Annotated in this window: 21 protein-coding genes and 1 riboswitch; of the genes, 12 read left to right on the forward strand and 9 right to left on the reverse strand. The window is 33.1% G+C overall.

Annotated features, from left to right (window positions below):
* Positions 1-98 precede the first annotated feature (98 nt).
* The 9 genes from rpmB (at position 99) to BG262_RS04385 (ending at position 10,799) form a co-directional block, all read left to right on the forward strand.
* Positions 99-287, forward strand: coding sequence for a 50S ribosomal protein L28 (rpmB, locus tag BG262_RS04345; RefSeq protein WP_070787653.1), 189 nt, complete (start codon positions 99-101; stop codon positions 285-287).
* Between the two features lie 111 nt (positions 288-398).
* Positions 399-761, forward strand: a complete 363-nt coding sequence (locus tag BG262_RS04350) for an Asp23/Gls24 family envelope stress response protein (RefSeq protein WP_070787654.1) — start codon at positions 399-401, stop codon at positions 759-761.
* A 1-nt stretch (position 762) separates the two neighbouring features.
* Positions 763-2,433 (forward strand): DAK2 domain-containing protein, encoded by a 1,671-nt coding sequence (locus tag BG262_RS04355; protein WP_070787655.1) that lies wholly within the window; start codon positions 763-765, stop codon positions 2,431-2,433.
* Between the two features lie 69 nt (positions 2,434-2,502).
* Positions 2,503-4,518, forward strand: a complete 2,016-nt coding sequence (gene recG / locus BG262_RS04360) for an ATP-dependent DNA helicase RecG (protein ID WP_070787656.1) — start codon at positions 2,503-2,505, stop codon at positions 4,516-4,518.
* 1,072 nt (positions 4,519-5,590) lie between these two features.
* Positions 5,591-6,055, forward strand: a complete 465-nt coding sequence (locus BG262_RS04365) for a CtsR family transcriptional regulator (protein WP_070787657.1) — start codon at positions 5,591-5,593, stop codon at positions 6,053-6,055.
* Positions 6,045-8,513, forward strand: coding sequence for an ATP-dependent Clp protease ATP-binding subunit (locus tag BG262_RS04370; protein WP_070787658.1), 2,469 nt, complete (start codon positions 6,045-6,047; stop codon positions 8,511-8,513). Before BG262_RS04365 ends, BG262_RS04370 begins: the two co-directional genes overlap by 11 nt.
* Positions 8,514-8,601: 88 nt before the next feature.
* On the forward strand, positions 8,602-9,357 hold the full coding sequence (gene pnuC / locus BG262_RS04375) for a nicotinamide riboside transporter PnuC (RefSeq protein ID WP_158006642.1): 756 nt from the start codon (positions 8,602-8,604) through the stop codon (positions 9,355-9,357).
* A gap of 4 nt (positions 9,358-9,361) precedes the next feature.
* On the forward strand, positions 9,362-10,507 hold the full coding sequence (locus BG262_RS04380; RefSeq protein WP_070787660.1) for a nicotinamide-nucleotide adenylyltransferase: 1,146 nt from the start codon (positions 9,362-9,364) through the stop codon (positions 10,505-10,507).
* 76 nt (positions 10,508-10,583) lie between these two features.
* Positions 10,584-10,799 carry a YdbC family protein gene (locus BG262_RS04385; protein WP_070787661.1) on the forward strand — a complete coding sequence of 72 codons (216 nt, stop codon included), beginning with the start codon at positions 10,584-10,586 and terminating at the stop codon, positions 10,797-10,799.
* On the opposite strand, the gene BG262_RS10365 is transcribed toward BG262_RS04385, so the two are convergent.
* The 9 genes from BG262_RS10365 to thiT all read right to left on the reverse strand — a co-directional run bounded on the left by BG262_RS10365 (position 10,800) and on the right by thiT (position 16,271).
* Positions 10,800-11,150, reverse strand: coding sequence for a DUF3397 family protein (locus BG262_RS10365; protein ID WP_083312897.1), 351 nt, complete (start codon positions 11,148-11,150; stop codon positions 10,800-10,802).
* 129 nt (positions 11,151-11,279) lie between these two features.
* Complete coding sequence (locus tag BG262_RS04390; RefSeq protein WP_070787662.1) at positions 11,280-11,984, reverse strand: CPBP family intramembrane glutamic endopeptidase; 705 nt, start codon at positions 11,982-11,984, stop codon at positions 11,280-11,282.
* A 12-nt stretch (positions 11,985-11,996) separates the two neighbouring features.
* A complete protein-coding gene (locus tag BG262_RS04395; protein WP_070787663.1) occupies positions 11,997-12,317 on the reverse strand; it encodes a PadR family transcriptional regulator in 321 nt (106 codons plus the stop codon).
* A gap of 6 nt (positions 12,318-12,323) precedes the next feature.
* Entirely contained in the window at positions 12,324-12,863 is a 540-nt protein-coding gene (locus BG262_RS04400; protein ID WP_070787664.1) for a DUF2812 domain-containing protein, read from the reverse strand.
* Positions 12,864-12,870: 7 nt separating this feature from the next.
* Positions 12,871-13,422, reverse strand: coding sequence for a DUF2812 domain-containing protein (locus BG262_RS04405; RefSeq protein ID WP_070787665.1), 552 nt, complete (start codon positions 13,420-13,422; stop codon positions 12,871-12,873).
* A gap of 20 nt (positions 13,423-13,442) precedes the next feature.
* On the reverse strand, positions 13,443-13,967 hold the full coding sequence (locus BG262_RS04410) for a DUF2812 domain-containing protein (protein WP_070787666.1): 525 nt from the start codon (positions 13,965-13,967) through the stop codon (positions 13,443-13,445).
* A gap of 367 nt (positions 13,968-14,334) precedes the next feature.
* The gene (locus tag BG262_RS04415; RefSeq protein ID WP_070787667.1) at positions 14,335-14,805 is read right to left on the reverse strand and encodes an aminoacyl-tRNA deacylase; all 471 of its coding nucleotides are present in this window, start codon (positions 14,803-14,805) and stop codon (positions 14,335-14,337) included.
* A gap of 12 nt (positions 14,806-14,817) precedes the next feature.
* Positions 14,818-15,702: a DUF368 domain-containing protein gene (locus tag BG262_RS04420; protein WP_158006643.1), complete on the reverse strand. Its 885-nt coding sequence runs from the start codon at positions 15,700-15,702 to the stop codon at positions 14,818-14,820.
* A 29-nt stretch (positions 15,703-15,731) separates the two neighbouring features.
* Positions 15,732-16,271 carry an energy-coupled thiamine transporter ThiT gene (gene thiT / locus BG262_RS04425; protein WP_070787669.1) on the reverse strand — a complete coding sequence of 180 codons (540 nt, stop codon included), beginning with the start codon at positions 16,269-16,271 and terminating at the stop codon, positions 15,732-15,734.
* 43 nt (positions 16,272-16,314) lie between these two features.
* Positions 16,315-16,415: riboswitch (TPP riboswitch) on the reverse strand.
* A gap of 24 nt (positions 16,416-16,439) precedes the next feature.
* On the opposite strand from thiT, the gene BG262_RS04430 reads away from it, so the two are divergent.
* From BG262_RS04430 to BG262_RS04440, 3 genes are all read left to right on the forward strand, one after another.
* On the forward strand, positions 16,440-16,688 hold the full coding sequence (locus BG262_RS04430; protein WP_070787670.1) for a hypothetical protein: 249 nt from the start codon (positions 16,440-16,442) through the stop codon (positions 16,686-16,688).
* A gap of 188 nt (positions 16,689-16,876) precedes the next feature.
* Positions 16,877-17,722 (forward strand): MetQ/NlpA family ABC transporter substrate-binding protein, encoded by an 846-nt coding sequence (locus tag BG262_RS04435; protein WP_070787671.1) that lies wholly within the window; start codon positions 16,877-16,879, stop codon positions 17,720-17,722.
* 173 nt (positions 17,723-17,895) lie between these two features.
* Entirely contained in the window at positions 17,896-18,744 is an 849-nt protein-coding gene (locus tag BG262_RS04440; RefSeq protein ID WP_070787672.1) for a MetQ/NlpA family ABC transporter substrate-binding protein, read from the forward strand.
* The last annotated feature ends 162 nt before the right edge of the window (positions 18,745-18,906 follow it).

Below are 18,906 nucleotides of genomic sequence, written 5' to 3' on the forward strand. Positions count from 1 at the left end.
ATTTTTTATCGCAAAGTACTTGCAATGGAGCAAATTTATGATAAAATAGGCTAGTATGTTATCTATGATTAACGAAAAAATAAATAGGAGATATAAAGATGGCTAAAGTATGTTACTTTACAGGTCGTAAGACTGTATCAGGAAACAACCGTTCACACGCTATGAATAAAACTAAACGTCAAGTAAAACCTAACTTACAAAAAGTTACAGTTCTTATTGATGGAAAACCTAAAAAAGTTTGGGCTTCAGCTCGTGCACTTAAATCAGGTAAAGTTGAACGTATCTAATTATTATTGATTAATCAATAGAATAAAAAGTCCGTCGTGTTTAGTCACGGCTTTTTTATTTTTTGAAATTATGGTACACTTATTACGATTAAATTCTAAGGAGCAGAAAAAATGGCTGTTACTATTAATACAAAAAACGGTTATGTTGAAATTGATAATGACGTGATTTCAACAGTCGTAGGTGCAAGTACAACTGAGATTTTCGGTGTAGTTGGTATGACAAGCCAACGAGCTGTTAAAGATAGCTTCAAAGTCATTTTACGTCAAGAAAATTACTCAAAAGGTGTAGTCGTTTCGAATGATGAAACTGGAGTTATTGTTGATGTATATGTTGTTGTAAGCTATGGAGTTAAGATAAATGAAGTTGCAAAAAACATTCAAGAACGAGTTAAATTTAATTTAGAAAATCAACTAGGTATAGTTGCAAGTACAGTAAATGTTTTTGTGCAGGATGTGAAGGTGGTATCTGAGTAAAATGTCAAATATAAATGCAAGCTTATTTCAAGAAATGATTCAGGCGGCCAGTAGTCGCTTAAATAGTCAAGCAGAATATGTGAATTCTCTAAATGTTTTCCCAGTTCCTGATGGTGATACTGGTACAAATATGGGAATGACAATTACAAATGGTGCTAAAGAAGTTGCTGACAGACCTGCTTCAACAGTAGGTGAAGTGGCTCAAATCCTTTCAAAAGGTTTACTTATGGGTGCCCGTGGTAATAGTGGGGTTATTTTAAGTCAATTATTCCGTGGATTTGGACAAAAAGTTGCAGATCTTGACGAATTAGATGGTCATGATTTAGCTGCCGCTCTTCAAAATGGTGTTGAAGTTGCCTATAAAGCTGTTATGAAACCTGTTGAAGGAACGATTCTGACAGTTGCCCGCGGTGCTGCAACTTATGCACTTAAAAAAGCAAATGAAACTGATGATGCAATTGAAGTATTACGTGCCACTCTTGAGGGTGCAAAAGTTGCTCTTGCAAAGACACCAGACATGCTTCCAGTTCTTAAAGAAGTTGGTGTAGTTGATTCAGGTGGTCAAGGACTTACTTATATTTATGAAGGTTTTTTAGCTGCCGCAACTGGCGAATATATTGAAAGCGAAGATTTTACTGCAACTCCAGCTGTTATGGATGAAATGGTGAATGCTGAACATCATAAAGCAGTAGCAGGCCATGTAGCAACAGAAGATATCAAATATGGATATTGTACTGAAATCATGGTTGCATTAGGGAAAGGCCCAACTGCTAAAAAGGAATTTGACTATGATGAATTCCGTTCATACTTAAATGAAATTGGTGATTCATTACTAGTAGTAAATGATGATGAAATTGTTAAAGTTCATGTTCATACTGAAGATCCAGGACTTGTTATGCAAGAAGGTCTACAATATGGTAGCCTTGTAAAAGTAAAAGTTGATAATATGCGTAATCAACATGATGCTGTTCTTGAAAAAGAGGCAAGTGCTGAAGAAGCTAAAAATCAACCAGCAAAAGAATTTGGTGTAATTGCTATTGCTGCAGGTGATGGTCTAGCTACTATATTTAAAGATTTAGGTGTTGACTATGTTATATCTGGTGGTCAAACAATGAACCCATCAACTGAAGATATTGTTAAGGCAATTGAAGAAGTTAATGCTAAAAACTTCATCATTTTACCAAATAACAAAAACATCTTCATGGCAGCTGAGACGGCAGCAGATGTTGTTGAAGTACCAACAGTAGTTATTGAAACTAAGACAGTGCCTCAAGGATTTACATCAATGTTGAGTTTTGATCCAAGTAAATCATTGGAAGAAAACAAAGAACGTATGACTTCTGCACTTGATGATGTAGTTAGTGGACAAGTTACTCATGCTGTTCGTGATACAACTATTGATGGACTTGAAATTCATGAAGGTGATATTCTTGGAATGGTTGATAACAAAATCGTTGCTTCAACTCCAAGTATGTACGATTCAATCATGGCATCATTTGATAAAATGATTGATATTGAAAGTGAAATTGTTTCAATCTATGTTGGTGAAGATGGTGACAGAGACTTTATTGAAGGACTTGCAGAAGACCTTGAAGAAGGGAATCCTGAAATTGAGGTTGAACTTCATGAAGGTGGTCAACCGGTATATCCATACCTCTTTAGTGTTGAATAAAATTAAAATTTCAAAGAGACTTTTGGTCTCTTTTTCTATACAATTTTTCAATTGTGTTATACTTAAATTATGAAACTTACAGACTCGATTCAATACTTGAAGGGTGTAGGCCCCAAGTCATTGGAAAAATATCAAAAATTAGGAATATATACAATTGAAGATTTAATCTGCTATTTTCCTTTCAGATATGACGACTTTGCTAGTCGTTCAATCTTTGAATTGATGGACGGAGAAAGAGCTACTATTGTTGGAGAAGTTGTCACGCCAGCGAATGTTCAATTTTACGGTTTTAAAAAGAATCGTTTATCTTTCAAAATTAAACAGGAAGAAGCAGTTATTTCTGTCTCATTTTTTAACCAACCTTATTTAGCTGATAAGGTGGAAGTTGGTAAAACTATTGCTATATATGGTAAGTGGGATGCAAAAAAGACTGCCATTATGGGGATGAAAATTTTGCCTCAAGTAGACAATGGTTTTCAACCTGTATATCATGTTATGCAGGGAGTTAAGCAAAATAACTTAGTTGCTCTAATTAAAACTGCAATTGATGCTGGAGCAATTGATTTATTGGAAGAAAGTCTCCCACATTACTTAATTGAAAAATATAGACTTGTTGGTAGACGTGAAGCGGTACTCGGGATGCATTTTCCACTTGACGAAGAAGCTCATAAACAAGCTATGAGACGATTGAAATTTGAAGAGTTATTCTATTTTCAATTGAAATTACAGGCTCTCAGATTTAAAGAAAAAAAATTAACGGCGGGCATCCAGATATCGTATGATGAAAAGCTCGTTGATGCAAAGATAAATCAACTACCTTTTGAGCTAACAAATGCTCAAAATATGGCACTGACTGAAATTTTGACAGATATGAGTTCAGTTAGTCACATGAATCGTCTTTTGCAGGGAGATGTAGGATCCGGTAAAACAGCAGTCGCTTCAATAGGAATGTACGCAGCTTATACTGGTGGATATCAGTCAGCTATGATGGTTCCAACTGAAATTTTAGCTAATCAACACCTTGAAAGCTTGCAAACTCTTTTCCCAGAATTAAATGTTGGACTTTTGACTAGTGGGATGAAGCCAGCTCTTAAACGTCAGACTTTGGAAGACCTTGAAAAAGGAACTATTGATATGATTGTAGGTACCCATGCCCTTATTCAAGATAGTGTAAGCTACAATAATCTTGGTTTGGTTATTACTGACGAACAGCACCGTTTTGGGGTTAATCAGAGGAAAGTTTTAAGGGAAAAGGGAATTAACCCAGATGTTTTGATGATGACGGCAACTCCCATACCACGTACCCTCGCTATCACAGCCTTTGGAGATATGGATGTGTCAATCATTGATGAGCTTCCAGCGGGGCGCATCCCAATAACGACTAGATGGGTTAGGCATGAGCAACTTGAACAAGTCCTTCCCTGGATTAAAGAGGAACTTGATAAGAAGGCGCAAGTTTATTTCATCTCTCCTTTGATTGAAGAGAGCGAAGCACTTGATTTGAAAAATGCTCAGGATCTTTATCAAGAGTTAACGGATTATTTTGGTCAGGATGTAAATGTTGCACTTTTGCATGGTCGCATGAAGCCTGATGAAAAAGATTCAATAATGGATGATTTTAAGAACAAAAATTATGATGTTCTAGTATCTACTACAGTTATTGAGGTTGGTGTCAATGTTCCTAATGCTACAATAATGGTTATTATGGATGCTGATCGCTTTGGACTTAGTCAGCTTCATCAGTTACGTGGTCGTGTCGGTCGTGGAAGCAAGAAATCTTATGCAATACTCGTCGCCAATCCTAAAACTGACCAGGGTAAACAGCGCATGAAAATTATGACTGAAACCAATAATGGTTTTGTTTTGGCGGAGGAAGACTTAAAGATGAGAGGATCTGGAGAAATTTTTGGTACTCGTCAATCCGGTCTTCCAGAATTTGCTGTAGCCGATTTGGTAAATGACTATAACATTGTAGAAGTAGCACGCAAAGAAGCACAAAAAGTTTTTGAAGATAAAAATTGGGATACAAATCCTGACTATCAAATTTTGCGAAATAATTTGTCAGAAATTGATGTATTTGATTAATGTAGCGTGATATTTAGTGAAATTAGAGAATGGTAAAGAATCAATAATTGATAACAAAAAGATGAGGTTATAAAGGGCAATCTATCAAACTATTATTAAATGATTGCTGAAATTTCAAAAATAGGACTTAGGACTGATGAATTAATTTAAGAAAAAATATATTATATATACATAGACAGGTGATACACCTTCTATAAACAAACCAACGGGTGTGAAGCTCGTAAACTTTTTTCATAAATCGTTGATTCTATTGGTGTAATTTCAAGAACCACAGAGCAAACTTGTTATCAAGTTAGCAACTAGTTTTTACTCAAATTACAAGTAGGATTAACAAAACTCCTTAAATAAAAAACTCCTAGAAAAACCGAGCCTCCACTCGGTTTTTCGCTTTTTATTATATTCTAATAGATAATATATTTTAGTAAGATTTATTGTGATTTACAGATAAGTCGATGTCGATTCTACTAATGCAAGTAAAACTTGCAAGTAGAAGTCGCACTCGGTTTTTCGTTGTTTATTTGCTTCCATTTAGATAATATATTTTAGTAAGATTTAATGTGATTTGCAGATAAGTCGATGTCCGTAAAACTAGAGCAAGCAAGCTTGCAAGATTTAAGGCACTATTTTCTTCCTTATTAAGTTAGTACAATCTGATAATATGAATTGTCTTACTTATTGAATTTTTATAGATAAGTCGATGTCGATTCTACTAATGCAAGTAAAACTTGCAAGTAGAAGTCGCGCTCGGTTTTTCGTTGTCTATTATACTCTAATAGATAATATATTTTAGCCAGACTTATTATGATTTACAGATAAGTCGATGTCGATGAGACTTAATCAACTAAAGTTGATAGTTTCAGTCGCACTCGGTTTTTCGCTGTTTATTTCTTCTTTTAGATAGTAAAGTGTATATGGAATATACATTTTACTCATTAGTTAGACTCTTCCTAAAGAAGACCATTTTATCTTCTATTAACAATTGTTTCTTTAGCTTTTTTTAAGAAATTTGGTTATAATATATATTAAGGTCAAAATAGGTCAATGATTTTTGACGTTAAGAAAGGAGGATAAAATGAGTGCGAAAAATACATCAGACATGATTGAGGAGTACCTCAAAAAGCTTTTGGAAGCCACTGCAGAGATTGAAATAAAACGTTCAGAGCTCGCAGAAACTTTTGATGTAGTACCTAGTCAGATTAATTATGTCATAAAAACTCGTTTTACCTTACCTCGAGGTTATGAAGTTGAAAGTAAACGTGGTGGCGGAGGATATATTAAAATTGTTAAAATTAAATATTCTAACAAGCATGTTCTTTTGCAAGAATTAAATGAAAAAATACCACTTTTATTGAGTGAAAAAGTGGCTAAAGATATAGTGCAATTTCTTTTTGAAGAAGAGTTGATTTCATATCGAGAAGGAAATTTTGTACTAGCAATGTTGAGTGATTCAAACTTTGATTCGAAGGATTCAGACGCCTTTAGATCAGCAATGTTAAAATCGTTTTTACGAAGATTGGATAGAGAAGATGAAATATAATAATAAATTAAAATTTACTCCTACTGTCGAGGCGATACTATCTGAAGCAGAGCAAATTGCATTAGAGTATAAAACGACGGTAATTGGAAGTGGGCATTTGTTAGCGGCTTTTGCCGACTTTTATGATAATCATGGTTCAGCAAGTATCCACAATCAAGGTCTTGAAAAAGAAGATATCGATATTGAACTTGAAACTGCTAGTTTAGGTTTGCCAGAGCTTTCTAAAAAAACTACAACAAGTTTTTCACCAAGACTTGAAGAACTGCTTGGACTTTCTCAGTATTTAGCAAATGAAAATGGAAAAAATGAGATTGGCACAGACCACCTATTTTATATTTTGGTCTCAGACTCAGACTCATATGCTCATAGGATTTTGACTACACTTGGTGTCAATGTTAACAAACTATTGAAGGAATTTCTTGAGAAGACTCGTTTAGATATTCGTCCCATTATCAATCGTAAAGCAGTAACGCCAGCCTCTAAGAGACAGGTCGCAGGTGCTGTTGATCCAAATAGTAAGACGCCGACTTTAGACAGTGTGGCGCGTGATATGACCAAACTTGCCCGTGATGGTAAGATGGATCCGATGATAGGACGCGATAAAGAAGTAGAACGTGTACTGCAAATTTTAAGTCGTCGTACGAAAAACAACCCAGTTCTTGTTGGAGAACCAGGTGTTGGTAAGACTGCTATTGCGGAAGGCCTTGCAATCAAACTTGTGACAAATGATGTTCCAGAAGATTTGCAGAACAAACGCTTAATGTCGCTTGAAATTTCGGCAGTTCTTGCTGGTACTAAGTTCCGCGGCGAATTCGAAGATCGTATGACAGCAATCATCGATGAGGTAAGTAGTTCAGATGATGTTATCTTGTTTATTGATGAAATTCATACAATTATGAGTTCAGGCGGAGGAATGGATGGAACACTTGATGCATCTAATATTCTAAAACCAGCTCTTGCTCGTGGCGATTTACAATTAATAGGTTCAACAACATTCGATGAATACCAGAAGAAAATCGAGAAAGACTCAGCATTAGAAAGACGCCTAGCGCGTGTTGTGGTTGAAGAACCTAGTGCTGATGATACGGTTGCAATTCTTTCAGGCCTTAAGTCTAAGTATGAAGAGTATCATAGTTTAAAAATAGAAGATTCAGCGATTGATGCAGCAGTCAAGAACAGTGTACGTTACATGCCCAATCGTAAATTACCAGATAAGGCAATTGATCTTTTAGATGAAGCGTCTGCTCGTGTTAAGATTAATAATTTAGAACATGACGATACTTATCAAAAATCTCAAGAAGAGTTGAAAGATATTGATGAAAAAATTGATTTAGCATTTCTGAGTCATGAGTTATTAGAAATTAAAGAATTAAGAGAGCAAAAGTCTTTAATTGAGAAAAAACTTGATAAGCATTTATCACGTAAGAAAAAGACTAACGATACAAAAGTTACAGAACTTGATATCATTGAAGTTGTTAGTGATCTTTCAGGTGTTCCTGTTAGTCAAATGACACAATCAGAAGCAAGCCGTTTAGTAAGACTAGAATCTGAATTACACGAACGTGTGATTGGACAAGATGAAGCTATCGGAGCTGTTAGTCGTGCAATTCGTCGTTCAAGAAGTGGTGTAAGTGACCCAAGACGTCCTATTGGTTCATTTATGTTCTTAGGACCTACTGGTGTTGGTAAAACTGAACTTGCAAAAGCCTTAAGTGCCTCAGTATTTGGTAGTGAAGACAATCTTATTCGCGTTGACATGAGTGAATACATGGAAAAATTCTCTACTAGTCGTTTGATTGGAGCTCCCCCAGGATATGTAGGTTTTGATGAAGGTGGACAGCTTACGGAAAAAGTTCGTCAAAAACCTTATTCAGTAGTTCTTCTTGATGAGATTGAAAAAGCCCATCCAGATGTCTTTAATATCCTTCTACAAATTCTTGATGACGGTTTTGTTACGGATAGCAAGGGTCGTAAAATTGATTTTAGAAATACTATCATTATTATGACTAGTAATATTGGGGCTACTGCTCTTAGGGATGAAAAGACTGTCGGTTTTGGTGCTAAAGATTCAGCTGCTGACTACAAGGCTATGAAGTCACGCATTTTAGAAGAATTGAAGAAAGCATATAGACCTGAATTCTTAAATCGTGTTGACGAAACTTTAGTCTTCCACAATTTAACAGAAGGTGAAGTTCAAGATATTGTTAAATTAATGGCTAAATCAGTAATTGAACGTTTGAAGGAACAAAATATTAACTTAAAAGTTACACCTACAGCAGCAAAACATATTGCCAAAATAGGGTTTGATCCTGAATATGGTGCCCGTCCACTACGCCGTGCAATTCAAAGAGAATTTGAAGATAAACTAAGCGAGAAATTATTGGTAGGTGAGATTAAAGAAGGAGATACAGTAACTATTGGTATTTCCAATGATAAGATTAATTTCAAGGTTAAATAATAAATGTATTGAAATGAGGAAGTAGTGCTCAAAGCACTAGCCTCATTTTTTTGATATAATTAAGAAAATGTTTAGTATAAGGAGTCACATGGATATTTTTCTTAGAGGAATGAAAGAGGTATTTAATCCAAAACGTATTTGGGAGGAACTTAAAAGCCTTGACCTAAATGAAAAGCTATTGCTATCTTTCATGATTTTCTCAGTTTTTTTAGCCTTTATTTTTGATAAAAATGGCTCAGGTGGATTGCTCGGATTTGTTACGGGAGTTTTCACGATTGTGAATTTAATTTTGATTGCGCGTGGAAAGTTGACTAACTATTTATGGGGAATAGGTTCCTGTGTTTCTTGGCTAGCAGTAGCAGTAAATAATATGCTTATTGGCGATATTGTTTCGCAAACATTTCACTTGCTTATGCAATTTATAGGGATTTATGCTTGGCAAAAGGTAATGGAGCATGCCTCTACTACAGAAATTGAACCAAAAAAATTATCAAGAAAAGCAGCAGTCTTATCATTTGTAGGAGCAATTGTTCTTTACTTTGCCATGGTTTATTTTTCAATTAAAGCGGGTGGTAATTTAGTTTGGTTGAGCTCAGCTATTCTCCCAGCGTCAATTATTGCACAATTTTTGATGACCTATGGCTATAGTTCTCAGTGGATTTTTTGGCTAACAGTTAATATAATAAATATAATTATATGGAGTATACGCTTAGCAGAAGGTGGATCATCAGCCTTGTCAATGCTTGTACTTAATTCAATGATGTTTATTAACTCACTCTACGGTATTTATGTTTGGTACGCGATTAGAGATAAAATGAAAAGGATATTAAATAAAAAAGGTTAGATTTATGACTACTAATAATATTTCAAAAGGAAAATTAAAAGGACAAAAAATCGGAATATATTTCGGAACTTTTGCTCCTCTTCATATTGGACACCAACAACAGATATATAAAACAGCTGCCTTAAACGAAGGTGTTCTACTCGTAGCCTCGGGTTATGATGGGGATCGTGGAGATAAGATTGGTCTTAATTTAGAAAAAAGATACCGTTATTTACGTCAGGCCTTCAATGATGAAGCAGACATTAAAGTAGCGAAACTTGATGAAAACGGAATGCCACCAATGCCAGATGGATGGGATGTGTGGACTGAACGCTTATTAAGTTTGATTTACGAAAACACAATTCAGAAGAATCTCCATGTTACTTTCTATGTTGGTGAAGAGGAATATGTAACAGAGCTTTCAAAACGTTTTCCAATAGATGATGGTAATACTTACTCAGTAGAGAGAGCAGATCGCCATGATATTTTAATATCTTCAACTATGATTCGTGAAAACCCACAAGCTCATTGGAATGATATTAACCGTGTATTTCGTCGTCACTTTTCAAAAGTTGTTACCTTAATGGGTGGAGCATCAACCGGTAAATCAACTCTCGTTCGTCGTTTGGCACGTTCTATAAGTGCACCATTTTCGGAAGAGTATGCTCGTTATTATGAAGAAGTTTCAAATATTGATGATGATGAATTGCGTTTGGATGACTATGCACGCCTAATTTTAGGACAATATGATGCAAACTCAAATGAAATTTGTTCACCATCTAATAACGGAATTGTCTTTTTGGACACGGATGCTATAGTGACACGAGTTTATGCAAAACTATATTTATCAAAAGAAGAACAAGAAGATTTAGAACCACTTTTCCAAAGAACTATTAGACAGGAAAAAATGGATTTAATCTTAGTTATTCCGCCAATTACTAAATATGTTAATGACGGCTTTAGAAACATGGTTTGGGAAGAAAGTCGCTATGAATTCCATGAAGAATTGATGCGTCAACTTGATGAATTCGGTCTTATGAACAAGGTTGTTGTGCTTGATGATAAGGGAGATGGAGGACGTGATGAATATGGCTATCTTGCTCGCTATCATCATGCAATCGATGCCGTTAAAGAGTATACAGGAGTCGAGATTCAGCGCTTAGAATATTAAAAAAACGCCATTGGCGTTTTTAAGATGAAAAATTTAAATTATAAATACGTATATAAATATAAGGAAGGTATTAATTATGGCAGAATTAAAATTTGAAATTGAAGAATCATTGATTGTATTATCTGAAAATGAAAAGGGGTGGACTAAGGAGCTAAATCGTGTATCGTGGAACGGTGCACCTGCTAAGTACGATATCCGTTCATGGAGTCCAGATCATACAAAAATGGGTAAAGGAATTACTTTTACAAATGAAGAATTCCAAGTTCTATTACAAGAACTTGGAAATAAGTAATTATTTGATGAATGAAATAATTACCATTGCATAGAAAAATGCAAGGGCGATAAAGAAAGTTAAACGCCAGAATAGCTTAATAAAAGATCCTAGATCAAATCGACGTAATCTAAATAGTTGATTAAATAAAATAATTAATCCAACTATTGATATGATGATTAGAAAATAAGGAAGCGCGCTCATCTGCGTAAACTTTAGGGAAAAGAAGCGAATTCCAAATATAATAAAGAAGGTCGCTAAATCAGGAACCCTAAATTTTGAAAAGCTTCTAATGTGAAAGAAACGAAAGAATAAACTTACCAGCAATATTACTATTATTGGGTAAATTAAGGCGAATATTTTTAAAATCATAAATTAATTATAGCACGATAATATTTATTTTGGGATAGGTATTATCGTAAATTTATTTTAATATAAACAAGGCTTCCATTACTATTTGTAAGGGAAGCCTTGTTTGATATGTAGGTTAAATTTAAAATATCATACGATGTTAAAGTAGATCAAAGTTAATATAACAGCTCCAATAGAGTTGTTTAAAGCATGTACAAGAATTGAATCTGCTAAGTTCCATCTTCTTTTATATGCAAGATATAATGTTAGCCCCATTAAGAAATAGATTGTGAAACTTATGATATTATCAAAACCATGTATTAGTGCAAATCCTATTGAGCTAATTATTATCGTCAGAGTTTTATATTTATTTTGAAAGAATAGTGAGGTAAAGATTCCGCGGAAAATTAACTCCTCCATGAAAGGTGCAAATACAACAAGTGAAAGAATAAAAACGATAAAATATTCTAAAGATATGTTGTTTATCATATCAAATAAAATTTTGTCGTTACTACTACTACTATTGTGAAAAATAATAGAATTTGCTAATGATAAAACCCTAAATATAACTCTGAATGCTACTAGATATAATATGTCCATCAGAATATCCTTTTTGGAAAATGAATGAAGGCTCATTCCAGAGATATTTTTATAATAATTAAGGAGTAATCGTATTATTAAGGATATGAATGCGATTATCATAAATGCGATTATCCAATTTATATAAGATGGATAGTTTTTGCTTGCTGTAGATGCGATTAGAACAGTAGTCATAGGTAATGATGCTATGATTACGAGTACAAAAATTTTTATTAAATCAAATAAATTTTCGGATAATGTTTTTTCTTTTTTCATTTTTTTTCCTTATTAATATTCTTCAGTTACTTTTAGTCCATTGTCTAATAATTCCTGCAGTCTTTTGATTTCATCTTGAACAACTGTTTTTCCTTGGTCAGTTATTAAGTATTCTTTTTTACGCGAATTATCGGCTTCTTCGAGTTCAACAATCCATTCTTTATCAACTAGAGTATTTAAGGCTCCATAAAGTGTTCCTGCAGCAAGTTTAACCCTACCGCCTGACATCTCTTCAGTATTTTGCATTATTCCGTAGCCATGCAAGGGCTCATAAAGAGACAGTAAGATATAGTAGACAGCCTCAGTTAATACTATTTTTTTTAATTTAGCCATTTTCCCTCACTCACTAACTATATTTTCATTTTTTAATATTTTCTTTTTTTCATCAAGTTTGAAGTAACACAGTACCCACATTAAAATATCAACAATTGATAATATAAAAAGTAATTTATAATATTTTGTGCCACGAAATAGTAATGAGTATAGAAAAAGTAGTATTGAAAAGACTAATAATATTATAGAAAGTCTTATCAACTTATTTAAATAGTCAATCCTAGATTGGTTATCTGAGAAAAGTTCAAATTCTTCTTCATTATCAGTGTTTTCTTTTGCTAAATATACCCAATTTAAATATTGGCCAACTTTTTGGACATCAAATGATTGCAGAAAGTCTAGATATTCTTTATTTTTCTTTTTACCACCATTTAAATAGTCCAATCGATATGTATATTCATTAGGTTTTCCTTTGTAAAACTTATAATAAAAAGAAAATTTAACCTTCTCAAGTTGCCAACCCTGTGCGGACATATCATTTAACCATTTTTCTTCTTTATCAAAATTCCAAAAAAGAAATGTTTTAAATATTTTTTTCTCTGTCATCCTAACCTCACTCACTGATTATCTGTTCTTTTTCAATCTCTTTTTTGCTTTTATGAATTTTATAAATTCTGCTTAGTTGCATTATAACTAAAATACTAATTGCCAAAAATCCAAATGAGAACAATAGTTTTCTTGTAATCGTCCATGCTGGAAATTCTTTAATAGCTGGAATAAAAGTAAATAACATGATGCACGAAAATGCTAAAAAGGATGACCAAAGATATTTTTCTACTCTGTTTAGATAGTTAGTCTTTGATACATTATCAGAGAATAAGTCGAAATCCCCATCTGAGGCCTCTTTCTCTAAATATAATTTTTCGCTATTTCGTCCTATATATCTTATATTCATTTCTTTTAAAAAATCAATATATTTTTTTGTCTCTTTTTGATTTCTATCAGTAAAATATATTTTATATTGATATCTATCAGGTTGACAATCAGATAAATAATATTTAGTAGAAGAAATTCTTTTTAAGCGCCATCCTTCTTTTGCTAAATTATTCAAATATTCTTCTTCTTTAACAAAATCATTTGATTTTATGTAAACAGTTTTTTCCATCTTATAACCTCATTAGTCAATTAATTACTTTTTTCGAGAACATTTTTCTTTTTGTTGATTTTTGATAATCCACTTAACCATATAATTATCAAGATTATAAGTGCTGTGGAAATATAAGGAGCTAGCATTAATTCTGTATTTGATGATACTAAAAGAAGATTTAATATAAAACAAGAAATAGTCATTGTACTAGATTTTAGAAGTTTATTTAAAAAATTAATACGGTACTGCTTATCTGGAAAAAGTTCAAATACTTGATCACTAGAATTTTCATTTTCCATAGATAGATATAACAAATTATATGTTTGACCAACTTTTTCGATTCCAAAGGATTGGATAGAATTTAAGTATTCTTGATTTTTTTCTTTACTATTATCTAAATAGTCAATTTTATAGATATATGTATTTGGCTGACAACTCTTAAATGTATATTTTGTTCTTTTGATTTCTGTAAGTTGCCAACCCTGTGCGGACATATCATTTAGCCATTTTTCTTCTTCATCAAACTGCCAGAAGAGAAAAAATTTTTTAACTTTTTTTTCCATCTTATTTCCTCACCTAATTATTTCCCTTTTTTATTTATATCGGTATCCGATACAGTTAATATATCATCTTCCGATATAACTGTCAACGATATATTAAAAAAGTAAAAAAAAAAAGAAATCTGTTGATGGCAAATTTCTTTCATATCACTTGAGTTGGTAGAGACTTAAGTGATTTTGGCATAAAGTTTTTTAATTAAAAATACACGAAGAGCTAGTTATTAATTAGTTTAAAGCACATGTATTTTAGTAAACCTCTTAATTATTATAGGTTTACTAAAATAATATCACTTTACAGAATTTTTGCAATACTTTTTATAAAAAGAACAAAAAATAAGCACCTCTCTAAGTATTGAGAAGTGCTTATAAATTACTCTATTAAATCAGCAAACTCAGCATTAACAAAATTTGCTAATTCCTGAGGATTTATCTGGATACTTTTCCCAACTTCACCCGCAGATACAATCATGAATTCTTTATCTTGAGCTATTGTATCAATGAAAATTGGGAATTTCTTAGTTTGCCAGATTCCAACAGGGTTATTGGCTCCGTGAATATAACCAGTTGTTTTTTGAAGATCTTTAAGTGGTATCATGGCAACTTTTTTATTGCCACTAGCAGTTGCTAACTTTTTATAGGATAGGTGTTGAGTGATTGGAATGATTCCTATTACTGGTCCAGTATTATTTCCGATGAGTGCTAAGGTTTTATAGATGTCATCTTCTAATACATTATCTGGTTTTTCACCTTCTAATGCATTTATTTCCATGCCTATGTGAGCAATATCTGCCTTATATAGAATTTGTTCAACTAAGGTTTTTTTATGTTTTTTCTTAGCCATAAATAATTCTTTCTATTTGTATTTCTCTTCTAATCCACTCATCCAAAGGCCTAATAGAACTCCCAGTCCAAAAAGGATAAGTGAGATGATAAATGTTCCAAACCCAGCTCCTGTGTAAGAAATAGATTCAGCAGATCTAGGATTTGGTATTAGAATAAGTAGTGTACTTGCTAATACAATACCAATGATAAAGTGGTAGACGCGTGAATAGTAGTGTTCTAAGAGATACTCCATAAGTTTTGAAAATAGTAATATTGCAAGTATTCCACCAATAGTAATTGGAAGGAAGACGCCTAGAAGATCAAAATTCTTAAATCCAGCAAGCATAGGGCCGTACAAACCCAATATTAGAAGGAAGTTTGAAGGACTTAGCCCAGGGACTAGCACTCCAAGTGCGATAAGAGCTCCTGCTAAGATAAATGTAGCAAAGTTTGCAGGTAGTGTGCCAAACATATAAGGCATGAAATATAAGAATAAACCACCAGCAATAAAGCTACCTATTAACCAGGTTAAATCTGCTCTCGTATGTTGGCCGCCTTGCTTACTAGATGCTTCACGCCAAAGTGAAGGAATACTACCAACGATTGCCCCAGCAAATCCCCATAGGACAATGACCTGATAATTTGCTAAGAGATATTCAAGTGGAGCTGATAAAATACCGATTCCAAGTATTCCACCAATTCCAACAGGTAGGAAGTATAGGAAATTTTCTTTAAAGTTTTCGCGAATATGGGCAAGGAAATGAAGCATTCTATCATATAAGCCTAAAATCGCTGCAAGTACGCCTCCCGAGACTCCGGGTAATATAAATCCAAGGGCAATGATTACACCCTTAAACATTCTAATAAACCAATCTTTCATTTTGTTATATTTCTCTCTTTCTTGATAATAAAAAATAACCGTGAGGTATATCACGGTTAATTATATCATGGTTGCAAGATTTTTGGAAACTGGTTAACAATAAATGATACAACTATACTTGCAATTAATGCAGTTAGAAGGGCACTAGTACCATTAATAACTAAAGAGTAAGATACAGCTCCCCAACCTTTCCATGCATATTGACTCCAGAAAATTACACCAGCGACAAAGTGCCAGAAGAATCTTGCGAAAGTTGCAAAGAAGCTAGCTACAACTATCCAAAATGTTGTATTTGATTTCAATTTTGATCTGAAGATACCTGCTGTTCCTCCGAATACAAATGCTACTATATACTCAATAATTACTTGAGAAAGTGATAGATAGTATACTTGTCCGGTTACAAAATGTAAGAGTCCCCAAAGAAGTCCAGCTAATAATCCAGGACATAAACCACGTCTTAGACCAAATAATACAATGATGGTTTGGCCTAGACTGATATCAATCCAGCCAATGTTAACTTTCAACGCTGAAAGTACCATAGCAAGAGCAGCACAGATAGAGGCTTCTACAAGAATTCTCAAATCTAGTTTACCTTTTTGCGACATAAAAAAATCCTCCTAAATTTCACAAGGAAGATGTATTATCTATAAATATATAGTAACACATCCCTACGACGGTATTAACCGTATCAGGTTCTGAGGGTGAATCTCAACCAGAAGAATCAACTTCCAGTACCCCTTGCGTATCTTTATTTTAACATAGAAGGGAGCAAAATGAAAGTAGCCGTAATTGACCTTGATCTTTCAAAATCTCAAAAAGATGAACTTTTGAGTAAATCACGATATGGCAGTTGGTCAATTTTTAATGTAAAAAAATATACTTCATTTGGCATTGTACACAGTGTCCTATATATACTAAAACTATTTGGAATGAAACAGGTCAACCTTTACCAGTATCAACTTACGATTCAAAGGAAGGTGTATTTTATTCTTATCCTACAATCTTATCAAGAGAAGGAGTAGTTTCAAAAGTTGATTTTCCACTGATGAATGATTTAAACTATAAAGAGGAATTAAAAAAATCTATTAAGCGAATTCGTGAAAATAAGTCTACTATATAATTTACATATGTTGTCATAAAAAATTTTGAATGTTGAAATAATCTTTTTGATGGTATGATAAGTTTAATAAATTTTAAGGAGCACTTATTCATGAAAAAAAGTAAAATATTTACAGCTATAGTTGCTGCTACTGCATTGCTAACTCTAGCTGCTTGTGGTAATGGAAAATCATCTTCAAAAACTCAGGACAAGGCAAAGAGCTACAAGGTTGGAGTTGTATCAGATAGTGAGAAAGAAATCTGGAAGAGTGTGGCAGCAGATCTAAAGGAAAAAGATGGAATAGATCTTGAAATAAAAGAATTCAGTGACTATAATACGCCAAATGCAGCTCTTGTTGATGGAAGTATTGATTTAAATGCCTTCCAGCATATTGCATTTTTAGATGAGTATAATTCGAGTCATAAACAAGATATCGTCTCAATAGGATTTACATATGTCTCTCCATTAGGACTATATTCTAAGAAAGTTAAGGATTATAAAGATATCAAGGACGGCGATGAAATTGCTATTCAAAATGATGTAGTTAATTGTGGCCGTGCTTTGCAATTACTTAATGCGATAAATATCATTACTTTAAAGAGTGATGCACCAGCTTCACCAACTGTAAATGATATTGAGAAGTATAATGTAAAGATTAAGATTACAGAAGTTGATGCCTCTCAAACAGCAACATCACTACCAGATGTAGCAGCAGCAACCGTTAATACCAACTATGCTCTTGATGCAGGATTAAAACCTACTAAAGACGCGATTTACCTTGATACTGAACGTTTAAAAGAAGTTAATGATATTTATAAAAATATCATAGCTGTAAAGCCTGAAAATAAAGATAATCCAGACTTTAAAAAGATTGTTGAAGCATATCAGACTGATAAGACTGCCGAATTAATAAAGAAAAATTCTGACGGAAATGATATACCAGCTTGGACTAAATAAATTAGTATGTTAAAAAAGGAGGATGCGAAAATTCTCCTTTTTGTTTTGTTTGCTAAATTTCATTATATGAATATTAAAAGTGCCTATAAAAAAACTTTTGGCCTAGACAAAAAGTTACATGATAAGATGAGTGAGTAGTCAAAACTACAGAGAAAATTATTGGAGATATAATCATGAAAAAAAGTAAATTATTTACAGGAATTATTGCAGCTGCAACAATATTAACTTTGGTTGCATGTGGAAACAAGGCGAAAGCAGCAGCTTCGAATAAAGAAGGTGAAAAAGAACGTACATACACAATTGGTGTTGTTTCAGATACTGCCAAACTAACTTGGGATGAAGTTGCAAAGGTTGTTGAAAAAGATGGTATAAAAATTAAATTAAAGCAATTTAGTGATTACAATACACCTAATGATGCACTAGCAGATGGAAGTATTGATTTGAATGCTTTCCAACATATTGCATTTATGGAAAACTATAATAAAGAAAAGAAACAGGATTTGGTTTCTATTGGTTATACATTTGTTTCTCCCTTAGGCTTATATTCAAATAAAATTAAGGATTATAAAGATATTAAAAATGGAGATAAAATTGCCATTCCAAATGATGTGACAAATGGTGGACGTGCATTGCAATTATTAGATGCTATTCAAGTTATTAAATTAAAGGATGACGCACCTAAATCACCGTCAATCAAGGATATTGATAAATATATTAAAGATGTGAAGATTGAAGAACTAGATGCTTCTCAAACAGCAGCTACACTTCCAGATGTTACGGCTGCTGTTATAAATACAAATTATGCAGTTGATAGTGGCTTAAAGCCTAAAAAAGATGCTATATATCTTGATACTGATAATCTTTCTAAGGTAGGAGATATCTACAAAAATATTATTGCAGTTAAGGCAGAAAATAAAGACAATCCAGATTTTGCAAAAATTGTAAAAGCATACCAAACTGATAAAACAATCGAAATTTCAGATAAAGAGTCTGATGGTAATGATATACCTGCTTGGAAATAACAGGATTCTAAGTATTCAGAGATAGAAGATACGGATTAGTTGTTCGTATTTTTCTTTTGCCATAAAAAAAATTTAACCCCCTATAAATTATTTTTGCTGCCATATTGTAAATGCCGTGGTATTATATTCTTACATCGAAAAAAAGAGATATTAAGGAGATTT

Origin of the sequence: Floricoccus penangensis, assembly GCF_001832885.1 — a bacterium.
GTDB classification, from domain to species: Bacteria; Bacillota; Bacilli; order Lactobacillales; family Streptococcaceae; genus Floricoccus; species Floricoccus penangensis.